This window comes from Lysobacter sp. Root667 (assembly GCF_001427715.1).
In the GTDB taxonomy this organism is placed as follows: Bacteria; Pseudomonadota; Gammaproteobacteria; order Xanthomonadales; family Xanthomonadaceae; genus Lysobacter.
The window spans coordinates 478,235-492,720 of record NZ_LMHF01000013.1; the positions used below are offsets into that span (position 1 = coordinate 478,235).

A 14,486-nucleotide genomic window follows, 5' to 3' on the forward strand; every position below is an offset into this window, starting at 1 on the left:
CCCAGGGCTCTTGACGCCGGCGGAGCAGGTCAACCTGATACTCCAAGAGAGTCAGGACATATGCTTTTGCGGACGCCGAATCCATTGGGTATGTGGCCTAACGCCTGAATTAAGCCGAGCCGCGAAGCGGCTTCGGCTTGAATGAATTGTTAGGCCTATGACCGCCACAGCGCGATTTGCCCGATGACACACCGACCTCGCAGCAGGATATAGCCGCCAGCTATGGGCGTGCCATCACTCCAGCGCGGCCCATCAAATGACCTAAAGACATCGCCAGGCTGATACAGGGACTTTAGGCGCTCCCAGACCCGATTGCCCGTGGCAAAAGGAACCTGAGGTACGGCCGGATTCTTGGCGGCGTAATCGATACCAATCTTTTCAAGTTGAGTAACGGTCAACTCAGGGCCAAAGATGCGAACAGTTCGGTCGGGCTGCTCGCAGACAGTGGCCGGAGGCTGGGTCGAAGCGCAAGAGGCGACGAGAAGCACTGCTGCAGTTGCGAGGAGGTATCTCATAGGCCTAACGTCTGAATTAAGCCGAGCCGCGAAGCGGCTTCGGCTTGAATGAATTGTTAGGCCTCAGCCCGATTACCTTGACTGCGCCACAGCGAGAGGACCAGACCAACGATCATGGCGGCGAGGAGGACAAGGTTGACGAGGTATCCTTTTGATCCCTCGAGCTTAGCGATAGGCAAAAAGACAAAAATCAGCTTTCTGCTCAGATGCTCTGTTAGTAGCAGCGCAAGAATGAATGGAACCATGTTGCGGTAGCGTACCAATATCAGCACAGATAGCGCGCCGAAGATGAATACAGACAACCCCCATGCCGCGAACATAGAGACTACGGCCTGAGCTCCGGCAGACGTGTAATTGGCGAGGGGAATCCCATCAGCCGCAGTCGCGACGTAGTAGCCGTTGAAGATGCAGTTCAGACCCATCACGATCTTGCTGAGCGCAAGGAACCCCAAGAGCCAAAGTGCAAATTTTTGGCCGTGGTACGTGTTGTCAAAGCGCTGAGGAAGAAGGTCGTTGAACATGTTGTTCTCCGGTACCGGCATACGGCTTGTCTGAGGCCTAACGCCTGAATTAAGCCGAGCCGCGAAGCGGCTTCGGCTTGAATGAATTGTTAGGTTGCGTCACGTGACTGTCTGAGTGCAACTCGATTGATGACGAAGGCAACCAGCTCATAAGCCAAGTACCAGAAACCAACACCCCCGAGAGCCATCCAGCCACCGGCAGCATTGGCACTGCAGTGGAACCCGAGCAGGCAACGCCCGACATGGACTAGGCCGGAGGCAGCAAGTGCTATTGCTGTGACGCCGGCCGTGGCCAACAAGAGATAAGCCGCGCACTGACCGGCATTGGAACGTAAAGCCCAGGCATTTCGGCGCAGATGAGTCCACAGACGAATTGGAAGCGCAGTGACGGCAACGAAGCCCAGCGCGCCAAGCCCATAGAAGACGGAAAAGTATGTTGAAACTTCTAGTGATCTCACCATAACAACCTAACGCCTGAGTTAAGCCGAGCCGCGAAGCGGCTTCGGCTTGAATGAATTGTTAGACCTGTACCACCTAACCGAAGGCGGCAAGAACATGAGCCCAAGAGTCGCCAACTGAAAGGCGGCCTGGGCGACCAGGATGATTCTTAGCGCGGGTATCGAAGCGTGTGTAATGGCAAAAGGAAAAAACGACAAGCTGGCCCCTAACAGAACCACAACTACCCAGCGGGCCCAGTTAACTCGCGAGAGAACGGCTGCGATAAGTAACGCCGTGAAGCCAAAGACGAGGGCAAACGCAACACCAGTCATGACTCCGGTAGTCGGAGTATCGATGAAGAGGAATTTGGAGTGACCAGCTAAGGAATTACAAATGATGAATGCAGCCGCAAGCTTGACCGACGTCGGCCGACGAGGCGTATCGCGAAGTTCGTCGCCGCTTGTTTGTGGTGCCGAGTACGGATTCTCTTGCATACAGGTCTAACGCCTAAATTAAGCCGAGCCGCGAAGCGGCTTCGGCTTGAATGAATTGTTAGGCCGACCGCCCGCGCTTGAGAACTGAGGTGCCGACCCATGACCAGTATGCAAGTACGGCGGCTAGCCAAGCAAAACCGAAATTGAGGCAGCTCTTGATGGGGCCAAACCACTCAAAGGAGTTCCCGGGTTGCTGCCCCAGCAGGTGGGGCCACGCCTCCACTTGCCAGAAGTCGGCGAACAGCCAGGCGGCCAGCCACAAAGGTGCGAGCCACCCAATTGAGAAAGCTGCGACAAGTACTTGTTTCAAGTAGCGCATGAGGTCACCGGCGGCCTAACGCCTGAATTAAGCCGAGCCGCGAAGCGGCTTCGGCTTGAATGAATTGTTAGGCCCGCTCCGGGGAAAGGGCCTTGCGAACAATAACGGGCAATGGATAGTAGCGCGACGTAGCGTAGCCACCCCAGCCATACCAAGGCTGGAAGGTAGTCCAGGCCAGAGCCGAAACAATGCCGATGGCAAGGACTAGCCGAAGACCGCCAGACAGACGGCCGGCCAACTTTGAGGCACCCAGTGCGATGCCATAGAGCAATGCGCCGTAGGCGACTACATAAACCAGCCCAATGATGGAAAGGAATGGGTCGGTGCCAAGAGACGCAAGAGAGATGGCCGCAATAACCAGCATGGGGAAGAAACCAGCAGCCATGCCAAGGAAGAAGAGCAGCGGTACTGACAGGATCAGCGAGGCGAAGATGGCCCATTTGAAAATGCGAGGAGTCATGTTGCGGACCTAACGCCTGAATTAAGCCGAGCCGCGAAGCGGCTTCGGCTTGAATGAATTGTTAGGCGCCGGACTCCCAGAATACGAGAGCTCTCTTTGCATCTTTGCGATCATAGTCATCGGCGTTGTTGGCCATGTAAGTAAGGAAAGCTGCCACCGCTTTCCTTTGGGGCGAATTGAGTAGGCTGTACTGACTGGCCGAGTATGACGGGTGATCTTTGCTTGGCGTGAGCCCAAAGACGACTGATCCAGGAATCATGCTCTCCAGCACAGAGTCTTGTGCGTGGTCTAGGGAGTAGATCAGGTACGCCGGAAGGTAGTAACGAAACTCCTCGGCTTGCATGTGAGCCAACTGGCAGTCGCAGTGCTCAATCTCTAATGCAGAGATGTCTTGCCACCTTGCATCGGTTCTGGTGATGCCCGCAAAGCGCCACTCCTCATCTGTGATGGTGCCGGACATGCCCTTCTGGTCCGTCAGAACGAACTGCCGAAGTGAAATCTCTGGCCGCGGTACGCCATCAAACGCGGACTCAATGATCTTGCGGGCTTCTTGTCTGACGAAATCCATGATGCGCCTAACGCCTGAATTAAGCCGAAAACAATCGCGTAGCGATTGGTTTTCGGCTTGAATGAATTGTTAGGCCGTCGGGCAGGGAAAGCCAAGGCCGACGGCCACCAAAGCAACCGCCTGCTGCACTGTATCGGCCACACGGCGGTCATGCGACCCAGAGTCCTCTACAAAGAATGGAGCATTGCCAGTAGATGACTCCAATTGAATCTCAGTGGCACTGTCCGGATGGCGAAAGAACCAAAGGCCGTCGTCATCAGCGCCAGGATGCAACACGGCTAGTTGCTCAGCCACGATGCCTGGGTGGGCAACCCGAAGTAGCTGGATTATTGCGTCAATGTCTCGCACGCTTTCCCCCGCGACCTAACGCCTGAATTAAGCCGAGCCGCGAAGCGGCTTCGGCTTGAATGAATTGTTAGATTGCGTGCCCTTAACCACCAGGAAGGGTAAAGCTGATTACGACTTGCTTGGGCGATTGCTTGAAGCGGGCGGCAATGGCCTGCTTGCTGAATATTGCGATCTGCTCAGGCGAAACTCCGGGAGGGATCCCCTCGAAGTTGACGCTGACATTGGTCAAAGACCCATTGGACCAGTTGAAACCGACAAGTGGTCTCGAGCCAACGGACTTTTCTAGGTCACCAGCTACCTCTTGGGAGTGCTTGAAGCCCTCGGTCATCGTGTCCACGGCACTGCAGCCCGCGAGGCTCGCCGCCAAGGCCACGGAAAGAAGAACAGAACGCATGAAATCTCCCAAAGCAATCTAACTACGATTAGACCCCGAAGTGGGGGGTAGCGCGGATTATGGGTATGACCTGTGAGGCCAGTCAATCAGGTTTTTCCTACACGAGACAAGGAGTTATGGCGATTTCGCAAGTTGGCCGAGCATGCAACATTGCGCGTGTTTACCGGCACGGAGGCCGTCTAATGCACACTGAGGAAGATGTCGCGGTCATAAGTAATCCAGGATCCGTTCCGCCAAGGCCCAGGTTGTTCGATGAAATTCGGCGCAGATTACGGGTGAAGCACTACAGTTTGCGGACGGAACAAGCCTATTTGTATTGGATTCGCCGGTATATCCGGGTAAACGGCAACCGACACCCACGCGAATTAGGCGGTAAGGAAATCGAATACTTCTTGAGCGATCTGGCCCAGCGGCATCGAGTTGCCCCTAGTACCCAGAACCAGGCCTTGGCCGCCCTGCTGTTCTTGTACCGGGAGGTGCTGGCCCTGGATTTGCCATGGATGGAGAACATAGTCCGGGCCAAACGGGCGCCGCGTTTGCCGGTAGTGCTGTCGCGCGCCGAAACCATGGCCCTGTTGCGCACGATGTCGGGTCGTGAAGCCTTGATGGCCGGCCTGCTTTATGGCAGCGGATTGCGGCTGATGGAATGCCTGCGCCTGAGGATGAAGGATGTGGACCTGGTCCGCCACGAGATCACCGTGCGCGAGGGCAAGGGCGGCAAGGACCGCAAGACCATGCTGCCGGAACGGTTACGGCCGGCACTGCAGGCGCAGATCGACTGCGCGCGGGCACAGCATGCTCGGGATCTGGAAGCCGGGTTCGGGGCGGTTTCCCTTCCTTACGCACTGGCCCGCAAATACCGCAACGCGGAGAAGGAACCAGGTTGGCAGTATGTGTTCCCTGCTGCACGCCGGGCGGCGGATCCTGCTGACGGACACGAGAAGCGCCACCACTTGGACGAAGGCGTGCTGCAACGGGCGGTGCGTGCCGCTGCGCGGGCGGCCGGCATCCTCAAGCCGGTCAGCCCGCATACCCTGAGACATTGTTTCGCCACTCATCTGCTGGAAGGCGGTGCCGACATCCGCACAGTGCAGGAACTGCTGGGCCACAAGGACGTGACCACCACACAAATCTATACGCACGTTCTGAACCGCGGCACGGTCGGTGTGCTGAGTCCTCTGGACCGCTAGCGCTACTCGCGGCGAACGGCAACTTCACAGCAGCCCAGCCTGTGTGTGTCGAGCCACCTTGCGGTAAGGTGCCTCATGAGCCTCCGCCGCGCCCAGCGGCGCAGGCTGAGAATTGTCGCAGTACGTTCCTCCACAATGACGCGCACCCAGGCAACAAAAAACCCGGCCGAGGCCGGGTTTTTCGTGAGCGCCTAACGCCCGAAACTAGCGATCCGGATCAGGCTGCGACGGTATCCGCCACGGTCTTGTAGTCCTCGATCTGGTCGAAGTTCATGTAGCGGTAGATCTTGTCGCCGTCGGCCTTGAGCACGCCGACGTCCGCCATGTATTCCTCGCGGGTCGGGATGCGGCCCAGGCGCGAGCAGATCGCGGCCAGTTCGGCCGAGCCCAGGTAGACGTTGGTGTTGCGGCCCAGGCGGTTGGGGAAGTTGCGGGTGCTGGTCGAGAACACGGTCGCGCCCTCGCGCGCCTGCGCCTGGTTGCCCATGCACAGCGAGCAGCCCGGCATTTCCATGCGCGCGCCGGCGGTGCCGAAGGTGCCGTAGTGGCCTTCCTTGGTCAGCTCGGAGGCGTCCATCTTGGTCGGCGGCGCGACCCACAGGCGGGTCGGAATGTCGCGCTTGCCTTCCAGCAGCTTGGCGGCGGCGCGGAAGTGGCCGATGTTGGTCATGCACGAGCCGATGAAGACCTCGTCGATGACCGCGCCGGACACGTCCGACAGGGTCTTCACGTCGTCCGGGTCGTTCGGGCAGGCCACGATCGGCTCGACGATCTGGTTGAGGTCGATGTCGATGACCGCGGCGTACTCGGCGTCGGCGTCGCCTTCCAGCAGCTGCGGGTTGGCCAGCCAGCCTTCCATCGCCTTGATCCGGCGCTGCAGCGAACGCGCGTCGGCGTAGCCTTCGGCGATCATCCACTTGAGCAGGGTGATGTTGCTGGTCAGGTACTCGATGATCGGTTCCTTATCCAGCTTCACCGTGCAGCCGGCGGCGGAACGTTCGGCCGAGGCGTCGGACAGTTCGAAGGCCTGTTCGACCTTGAGCTGCGGCAGGCCTTCGATTTCGAGGATGCGGCCGGAGAAGATGTTCTTCTTGCCCTGCTTGGCGACGGTCAGCAGGCCCTGCTGGATCGCGGCCAGCGGGATCGCGTTGACCAGGTCGCGCAGGGTCACGCCGGGCTGCATTTCGCCCTTGAAGCGCACCAGCACCGACTCGGGCATGTCCAGCGGCATGACGCCGGTGGCCGCGGCGAACGCGACCAGGCCGGAGCCGGCCGGGAACGAGATGCCGACCGGGAAACGGGTATGCGAGTCGCCGCCGGTGCCGACGGTGTCGGGCATCAGCATGCGGTTGAGCCAGGAGTGGATCACGCCGTCGCCGGGACGCAGGGCGATGCCGCCGCGGTTGCTGATGAAGGCCGGCAGGTCGTGATGGGTCTTGACGTCGACCGGCTTGGGATAGGCCGCGGTGTGGCAGAACGACTGCATGACCAGGTCGGCGCTGAAGCCCAGGCAGGCCAGATCCTTGAGCTCGTCGCGGGTCATCGGGCCGGTGGTGTCCTGCGAGCCGACCGAGGTCATCTTCGGTTCGCAATAGGTGCCCGGACGGATGCCCGGCTGGACGCCGCCGACTTCCGGCAGGCCGCAGGCGCGGCCGACCATCTTCTGCGCCAGCGAATAGCCCTTGCCGGTGTCGGCCGGGTTCTGCGGCAGGCGGAACAGGGTCGAGGTCGGCAGGCCCAGGGCCTCGCGCGCCTTCGCGGTCAGGCCGCGGCCGACGATCAGCGGGATGCGGCCGCCGGCGCGGACTTCGTCCAGCAGCACCTCGGACTTCAGCGCGAATTCGGCGATCACCTCGCCGTTCTTGATCGCCTTGCCCTCGTAGGGACGCAGTTCGACCACGTCGCCCATGTTCATCTGCGACACGTCGAGTTCGATCGGCAAGGCGCCGGCGTCTTCCATGGTGTTGTAGAAGATCGGCGCGATCTTCGAACCCAGGCAGACGCCGCCGAAGCGCTTGTTCGGAATGTAGGGGATGTCCTCGCCGGTGAACCACAGCACCGAGTTGGTCGCCGACTTGCGGCTGGAGCCGGTGCCGACCACGTCGCCGACGTAGGCGACCAGGTGGCCCTGGTCTTTCAGCGATTCGATGAAGGCGATCGGGCCGCGCTTGCCGTCTTCTTCCGGCTCGATGCCTTCGCGCTTGTTCTTCAGCATCGCCAGGGCGTGCAGCGGGATGTCCGGGCGCGTGGTCGCATCGGGCGCCGGCGAGAGGTCGTCGGTGTTGGTTTCGCCGGTCACCTTGAACACGGTGATGGTCAGGCTTTCCGGCACTTCCGGCTTGCTGGTGAACCACTCGGCGTCGGCCCAGCTCTGCAGCACGGCGCGGGCGTGGGCGTTGCCCTGCTCGGCCTTTTCCTGGACGTCGTGGAAGGCGTCGAACATCAGCAGGGTGTGCTTGAGCGCGTTCGCCGCCACGGCACCGACTTCGGCGTCGTCGAGCAGTTCGATCAGCGGGTGGATGTTGTAGCCGCCGAGCATGGTGCCGAGCAGTTCGGTCGCGCGGGCGCGGTCGATCAGGGGGTTCTTTTCGGTACCGAAGGCGACCGCGGCCAGGTAGGAGGCCTTGACCTTGGCCGCGTCGTCGACGCCGGCCGGGACGCGGTGGCTGATCAAATCCAGCAGGAACGCTTCCTCGCCCGCCGGCGGGGCCTTCAGCAGTTCGATGACCTCAGCGGTCTGCTGGGCGGTCAGGGGCAGCGGCGGAATGCCCAGCGCGGCGCGCTCGGCAACGTGTTGGCGGTAGCTGGAGAGCATGGAGAGTCCCGTAGATGAAGCTGGTGTGCACCGCGCCGGCGCCGCATCGGCCACCGGAATGGGATGCGTCGCGGGCTGGCGGGGAAAGAGTCCCGTAGGTGGAGCTTCGGAGCTTGCCCGGTTCGGAGCGGGTCTTGCGTGGGCGGCCCCTCGACTGCGTATTTTGCCCGGAATGGCGTTTCGCGGCAACGCGCCGGACCCGCGCCAGCCATATCCGGCAAGGCTTTGCGCGATTTTTACGGAACGCAGTCACGCGCCTGCGACCATTGTCTGCACGCCACCTGAATCCGATAGGGTGATAATCGCAACGAATCGCATGCCACCGCGCCCCGCTACCTCGGGCGCGCCAGCCGCACATCAGGAGCCCCACCCCATGCCCGACTCCTTCTCGACCCGCCGCCGGCTTTCCGTCAACGGCCGCGACTACACCTATTTCAGCCTGCCGGCGCTGGGCGAGCGCTACGACATCGCCCGCCTGCCCTACTCCATGAAGATCCTGCTCGAGAACCTGCTGCGCCACGAGGACGGCGGCATGACCGTGGGACCGGAGCACATCGAAGCGGTCGCGCAATGGGACGCGACCCGCGAGCCGGACACCGAGATCGCCTTCATGCCCGCGCGCGTGGTCCTGCAGGACTTCACCGGCGTGCCCTGCGTGGTCGATCTGGCGGCGATGCGCGACGCGGTCGGCCGCCTGGGCGGCAAGCCCTCGCAGATCAACCCGCTGATTCCGTCGGAACTGGTCATCGACCACTCGGTCCAGGTCGACGTCTACGGCAGCCCCGAAGCGCTGGACCTCAACGGCAAGATCGAATTCCAGCGCAACCAGGAGCGCTACAGCTTCCTGCGCTGGGGCCAGAAATCCTTCGAGGACTTCAAGGTGGTGCCGCCCAACACCGGCATCGTCCACCAGGTCAATCTGGAAAACCTGGCCCGCGTGGTCATGGGCCGCGAGGTCCAGGGACCGGACGGCACCAGCGAGCTGCAAGCCTTCCCCGATACCGTGTTCGGCACCGACAGCCACACCACCATGATCAACGGCATCGGCGTGCTCGGCTGGGGCGTGGGCGGCATCGAAGCCGAGGCCGCGATGCTGGGTCAGCCCTCGTCGATGCTGATTCCGCAGGTGGTCGGCTTCAAGCTGAGCGGCAGGCTGCCCGAGGGCGCCACCGCCACCGACCTGGTCCTGACCGTGACCCAGATGCTGCGCAAGCACGGGGTGGTCGGCAAGTTCGTCGAGTTCTACGGCGACGGCCTGCAGCACCTGCCGCTGGCCGACCGCGCCACCATCGCCAACATGGCCCCGGAGTACGGCGCCACCTGCGGCATCTTCCCGATCGACGCCGAGGCCCTGACCTATCTGCGCCTGTCCGGCCGTTCGGAGGAGCAGATCGCCCTGGTCGAGGCCTACGCCAAGGCCCAGGGCCTGTGGCATGAAGCCGACCAGGCGCATGCGACCTACTCGGCCACGCTGGAACTGGACCTGGCCGAGGTCAAGCCGTCGCTGGCCGGTCCCAAGCGCCCACAGGACCGGGTCCTGCTGGAGCACGTGCACAGCAACTTCCAGGAAAACCTGATCCCGCTGGTCGCCAGCCGCAAACCGCGCGGGGTCGGCTGCGCCGTCGAGGAACTCAAGGCCGAAGGCGGCGCGCAGCCGCAGGCCGAGCACCTGGCCGCCAAGCCGGTATCCAAAATCCGCATCAAGGACCAGGACGCCGAGCTGTCCGACGGCTCGGTGGTGATCGCGGCGATCACCTCCTGCACCAACACCTCCAACCCGGCGGTGATGCTGGGCGCCGGCCTGCTCGCGCGCAACGCCGCGCGCCTGGGCCTGAAGTCCAAGCCCTGGGTGAAGACCTCGCTCGGCCCGGGCTCGCTGGTGGTCACCGATTACCTCAGGAAAGCCGGCGTGCTCGACGACCTGGAGAAGCTCGGCTTCTACGTGGTCGGCTACGGCTGCACCACCTGCATCGGCAACTCCGGTCCGCTGCCGGACGAAGTCTCCAAGGGCATCGCCGAGAACGAGCTGGTGGTCGCCTCGGTGCTGTCGGGCAACCGCAACTTCGAAGGCCGCGTGCATCCGGAAGTGAAGGCCAACTACCTGGCCTCGCCGCCGCTGGTGGTGGCCTACGCCATCGCCGGCACGGTCAACATCGACCTGACCAAGGAGCCGATCGGCAAGGGCAGCGACGGCCAGGACGTGTACCTGCGCGACATCTGGCCGAGCAACAAGGAAATCGGCGACACCATCGCCGCCACCGTCGGCCCGGAACTGTTCGCGCAGAACTACGCCGACGTGTTCAAGGGCGACTCGCGCTGGAACCAGATCGCCTCGCCCGACGGCGAATCCTTCCAGTGGGACAGCAACTCGACCTACATCAAGAACCCGCCCTACTTCGACGGCATGACCATGGCCGTGGGCACCATCAACGATGTCCATAGCGCGCGCGTGATGGGCCTGTTCGGCGATTCGATCACCACCGACCACATCTCGCCGGCCGGCAACATCAAGAAGGATTCGCCCGCGGGCCGTTTCCTGCAGGAGCGCGGCGTGCAACCGGCCGACTTCAACAGCTACGGCAGCCGTCGCGGCAACGACGACGTGATGGTGCGCGGCACCTTCGCCAACATCCGCATCAAGAATCTGATGTTCGGCGGCGAGGAAGGCGGCAACACCCTGTACTTCGGCAAGAACGGCGGCGCCGGCGAGAAGCTGGCGATCTACGACGCGGCGATGAAGTACAAGGCCGACGGCGTACCGCTGGTGGTGTTCGCCGGCAAGGAATACGGCACCGGCTCCTCGCGCGACTGGGCCGCCAAGGGCACCAATCTGCTCGGGGTCAAGGCGGTGATCGCCGAGAGCTTCGAGCGCATCCACCGCTCCAACCTGGTCGGCATGGGCGTGCTGCCGCTGCAGTTCAAGGACGGCGAGAACGCCCAGAGCCACGGCCTGGACGGTTCGGAAACGATCGACGTGACCGGCCTCAACGACGGTGCCGCCAAGACCGCGACCGTGACCGCGACCAAGCCCGACGGCAGCCGCAGCCGGTTCGAGGTCAAAGTGTTGCTGCTGACGCCGAAGGAAGTCGAGTACTTCCGCCATGGCGGCATCCTGCATTACGTGTTGCGGCAGTTGGCGGCGAAGGCCGCGTAAGCGCCAAACGCCAAAGCGACAGAAGCCCCGCGCTGTAGCCCTCTCCCGCTTGCGGGAGAGGGGTTGGGGCGAGGGCCGGCGCAAGCGCGTAGCTCCCACCGCCCATCGCCCCTCATCCGGCCCTGCGGGCCACCTTCTCCCGCAAGCGGGAGAAGGGAAAGCGCCAAACGCTGTAGCGACAAAAGCCTCGCGCTATAGCCCCTCTCCCGCCTGCGGGAGAGGGGTTGGGGTGAGGGCTGGCGCAAGCGCGCAGCTCCCACCGCCCATCGCCCTCATCCGGCCCTACGGGCCACCTTCTCCCGCACGCGGGAGAAGGGAAAGCGCCAAACGCTGTAGCGACAAAAGCCTCGCGCTATAGCCCCTCTCCCGCTTGCGGGAGAGGGGTTGGGGTGAGGGCCGGCGCAAGCGCGTAGCTCCCACCGCCCATCGCCCTCATCCGGCCCTGCGGGCCACCTTCTCCCGCACGCGGGAGAAGGGAAAGCGCCAAACGCTGTAGCGACAAAAGCCCCGCGCTGTAGCCCCTCTCCCGCTTGCGGGAGAGGGGTTGGGGTGAGGGCCGGAGCGAGCGCGCGGCTNAGCTGCACGCTGCAGGGCGCGGTTACAGACGCGGCGCTTAAGCCCCTCTCCCGCTTGCGGGAGAGGGGTTGGGGCGAGGGCCGGCGCAAGCGCGTAGCTCCCACCGCCCATCGCCCTCATCCGGCCCTGCGGGCCACCTTCTCCCGCACGCGGGAGAAGGGAAAGCGCCAAACGCTGTAGCGACAAAAGCCCCGCGCTGTAGCCCCTCTCCCGCTTGCGGGAGAGGGGTTGGGGTGAGGGCCGGCGCAAGCGCGCAACTCCCACCGCCCATCGCCCCTCATCCGGCCCTGCGGGCCATCTTCTCCCGCAGCCGGAGAAGGGAAACCAGTGCCCCGCCCTACAACTTCGGCTTCCACTGCGCGCTGGTCATGCGCCATTCGCCTTCGCTTTCGCGCCAGCCGGTCTCGACCTCGTACACCTGCGCCGCCTCCGGCAGCACGCGCCCGCCGCCTCCGGTCAGCGCGGCGCTGAACCGGACCGTCGCGCGGTCGCCCTGCAGCGCGATCTCGGCCGGGCCCAGGGTCACGCCGACAGCGCGGTAGCGACGGAAGCTCAGCATCGCCAGGCCGCGGGCACCGTTGCGGTCCATGCCCTCGGGGCCGACGAAGTCCTCCGCCAGCGCCGACTGCAGCCCGTCCAGGTCGCGCTCCTCCATCGCCGTCTGCAAGGACGCCAGGGTCTGGCGCAGGCGCTGCTCCGGCGGCGGCCGCGCGCAGCCGGCCAGCAACGCCGCCAGCGCCAGGGCGCACAGCCAGATCGCGCCGGACCGCAGGCGCGGCGCCTCGAAAGCCATCGTCTTCGTCGTCATGAACCTGACCGTCCGTTCGTTTTTCGGCCGCCATCCTGACACGCCGAGCTGCCTTCAGCGCTCCCTGCGTGCGTCGCCTTGCCAGCCAATAGAGCCTATGCTCCAATCCAGCGAGGACCGTACGGCAGCGCATTCGCTTGCGCCGCCAGTGAACGGAAACACCAGCGATAGAGAGGGGATCGCGATGAGTTTTGAACGTCCGTGGCTTGCCCAGTACCCGGCGGAAGTGCCGCCGCAGATCGACGTGGACGAGTTCCCGTCCATCGTCTCGGTACTGGAAACCGCGATTGAAAAGTATCGCGATCGCCCGGCCTTCTCCAATCTCGGCAAGGTCCTGACCTATGCCGAGATCGACCGACTCAGCGCGCAGTTCGCGGCCTACCTGCTGGGCGAACTCAAACTCAAGAAGGGCGATCGCGTCGCGATCATGATGCCCAACTGCCTGCAGTACCCGATCGCGACCTTCGGCGTGCTGCGCGCCGGCCTGACCGTGGTCAACACCAACCCGATGTACACCGCCCGCGAGCTCAAGCACCAGCTCGACGACTCCGGCGCCAGCGTCATCTTCGTGCTCGACAACTTCGGCGACACCGTGCAGAACGTCGTCGCCGGCAGCCCGATCAAGGTCATCACCACCGGACTGGGCGACATGCTCGGCTTCCCCAAGGGCCCGATCGTCAACTTCATGCTCAAGCACGTGAAGAAGATGATCCCCGACTACCACATTCCCGGCGCGATCCGCTTCCGCGACACCCTGACCCTGGGGCAGATGCACAAGCTGCCCGACATCGAGATCGCGCCCGACGACATCGCCTTCCTGCAGTACACCGGCGGCACCACCGGCGTGGCCAAGGGCGCGATGCTGACCCACCGCAACCTGGTCGCCAACATGCAGCAGGCCGCGGCCTGGGTCGGCACCAACGTCAAGCTGGGTGAGGAAGTCATCATCACCGCGCTGCCGCTGTACCACATCTTCGCGTTGACGGCGAACGGCCTGGTGTTCATGAAGTTCGGCGGTCTCAACCACATGATCACCAACCCGCGCGACATGCCGGCGTTCGTGAAGGAACTGAAGAAGACCCCGTTCACCGCCATCACTGGCGTCAACACGCTGTTCAACGGCCTGCTCAACACGCCGGGTTTCAGCGAGGTCGATTTTTCGCGCCTGCACCTGACTCTGGGCGGCGGCATGGCAGTGCAGCGCGCCGTGGCCGAACGCTGGAAACAGGTCACCGGCGTGACCCTGCTCGAAGCCTACGGCCTCACCGAAACCTCGCCCGCGGCCTGCATCAACCCGATGAACCTGGCCGACTACAACGGCTCGATCGGCCTGCCGATCTCCTCCACCGACGCCTGCCTGAAGGACGAGAACGGCAACATGCTGCCGATGGGCGAAGTGGGCGAGCTGTGCATCAAGGGCCCGCAGGTGATGAAGGGCTACTGGAAGCGTCCTGAGGAAACCGCCAACGTCATCGACGACCAAGGCTGGCTGCACACCGGCGACATGGCGCGCATGGACGAACAGGGCTACTTCTACATCGTCGATCGCAAGAAGGACATGATCCTGGTCTCGGGCTTCAACGTTTATCCGAACGAAGTCGAGGACGTGATCGCGATGATGCCCGGCGTGCTCGAAGTGGCCGCGGTCGGCGTGCCCGACGAGAAGTCCGGCGAAGCGGTCAAGGTCGTGATCGTCAAGAAGGACCAGGCGCTGACCGCCGAGCAGGTCAAGGCGCACGCGCGCGAAAACCTCACCGGCTACAAGCATCCCAAGTACGTCGAGTTCCGCACCGAGCTGCCCAAGACCAACGTCGGCAAGATCCTGCGACGCGAATTGCGCGACGCGCCGCCGCCGGCCTGAACGCCGGCGATCCGGCGGTCGAGAG

9 protein-coding genes are annotated in these 14,486 nt (G+C 63.3%); 3 read left to right on the forward strand and 6 right to left on the reverse strand.

Annotated features, from left to right (window positions below; genetic code table 11):
* Positions 1-571: 571 nt before the first annotated feature.
* From ASD78_RS15015 to ASD78_RS15035, 4 genes are all read right to left on the reverse strand, one after another.
* Positions 572-1,036, reverse strand: coding sequence for a hypothetical protein (locus ASD78_RS15015; protein WP_156087782.1), 465 nt, complete (start codon positions 1,034-1,036; stop codon positions 572-574).
* Positions 1,037-2,354: 1,318 nt separating this feature from the next.
* Entirely contained in the window at positions 2,355-2,747 is a 393-nt protein-coding gene (locus ASD78_RS15025) for a hypothetical protein (RefSeq protein WP_056102777.1), read from the reverse strand.
* Between the two features lie 61 nt (positions 2,748-2,808).
* Positions 2,809-3,315, reverse strand: coding sequence for a DUF6714 family protein (locus tag ASD78_RS15030; RefSeq protein ID WP_056102779.1), 507 nt, complete (start codon positions 3,313-3,315; stop codon positions 2,809-2,811).
* 430 nt (positions 3,316-3,745) lie between these two features.
* On the reverse strand, positions 3,746-4,057 hold the full coding sequence (locus ASD78_RS15035) for a hypothetical protein (protein ID WP_056102781.1): 312 nt from the start codon (positions 4,055-4,057) through the stop codon (positions 3,746-3,748).
* Between the two features lie 182 nt (positions 4,058-4,239).
* Between ASD78_RS15035 and ASD78_RS15040 the strand changes: the two genes are divergently transcribed.
* On the forward strand, positions 4,240-5,247 hold the full coding sequence (locus ASD78_RS15040) for an integron integrase (RefSeq protein WP_056102784.1): 1,008 nt from the start codon (positions 4,240-4,242) through the stop codon (positions 5,245-5,247).
* A 217-nt stretch (positions 5,248-5,464) separates the two neighbouring features.
* Here the strand turns inward: ASD78_RS15040 and acnB are convergent, their stop codons facing one another.
* Positions 5,465-8,062 carry a bifunctional aconitate hydratase 2/2-methylisocitrate dehydratase gene (gene acnB, locus ASD78_RS15045; protein ID WP_056102786.1) on the reverse strand — a complete coding sequence of 866 codons (2,598 nt, stop codon included), beginning with the start codon at positions 8,060-8,062 and terminating at the stop codon, positions 5,465-5,467.
* A 373-nt stretch (positions 8,063-8,435) separates the two neighbouring features.
* Here acnB and acnA point away from each other — a divergent pair, with 373 nt between their 5' ends.
* Positions 8,436-11,216 (forward strand): aconitate hydratase AcnA, encoded by a 2,781-nt coding sequence (gene acnA / locus ASD78_RS15050; protein WP_056102788.1) that lies wholly within the window; start codon positions 8,436-8,438, stop codon positions 11,214-11,216.
* Positions 11,217-12,129: 913 nt separating this feature from the next.
* On the opposite strand, the gene ASD78_RS15055 is transcribed toward acnA, so the two are convergent.
* Entirely contained in the window at positions 12,130-12,600 is a 471-nt protein-coding gene (locus tag ASD78_RS15055; RefSeq protein WP_235566511.1) for a nuclear transport factor 2 family protein, read from the reverse strand.
* Positions 12,601-12,784: 184 nt separating this feature from the next.
* On the opposite strand from ASD78_RS15055, the gene ASD78_RS15060 reads away from it, so the two are divergent.
* A complete protein-coding gene (locus tag ASD78_RS15060; RefSeq protein WP_055901593.1) occupies positions 12,785-14,461 on the forward strand; it encodes a long-chain fatty acid--CoA ligase in 1,677 nt (558 codons plus the stop codon).
* Positions 14,462-14,486: the final 25 nt, after the last annotated feature.

Coding starts and splice junctions, on each gene's coding strand:
- ASD78_RS15055 (WP_235566511.1), bottom strand. CDS start 12,600: ATGACGACGAAGACGATGGCTTTCGAGGCGCCGCGCCTGCGGTCCGGC.
- acnA (WP_056102788.1), top strand. CDS start 8,436: ATGCCCGACTCCTTCTCGACCCGCCGCCGGCTTTCCGTCAACGGCCGC.
- ASD78_RS15060 (WP_055901593.1), top strand. CDS start 12,785: ATGAGTTTTGAACGTCCGTGGCTTGCCCAGTACCCGGCGGAAGTGCCG.
- ASD78_RS15015 (WP_156087782.1), bottom strand. CDS start 1,036: ATGTTCAACGACCTTCTTCCTCAGCGCTTTGACAACACGTACCACGGC.
- ASD78_RS15030 (WP_056102779.1), bottom strand. CDS start 3,315: ATGGATTTCGTCAGACAAGAAGCCCGCAAGATCATTGAGTCCGCGTTT.
- ASD78_RS15025 (WP_056102777.1), bottom strand. CDS start 2,747: ATGACTCCTCGCATTTTCAAATGGGCCATCTTCGCCTCGCTGATCCTG.
- ASD78_RS15040 (WP_056102784.1), top strand. CDS start 4,240: ATGCACACTGAGGAAGATGTCGCGGTCATAAGTAATCCAGGATCCGTT.
- ASD78_RS15035 (WP_056102781.1), bottom strand. CDS start 4,057: ATGCGTTCTGTTCTTCTTTCCGTGGCCTTGGCGGCGAGCCTCGCGGGC.
- acnB (WP_056102786.1), bottom strand. CDS start 8,062: ATGCTCTCCAGCTACCGCCAACACGTTGCCGAGCGCGCCGCGCTGGGC.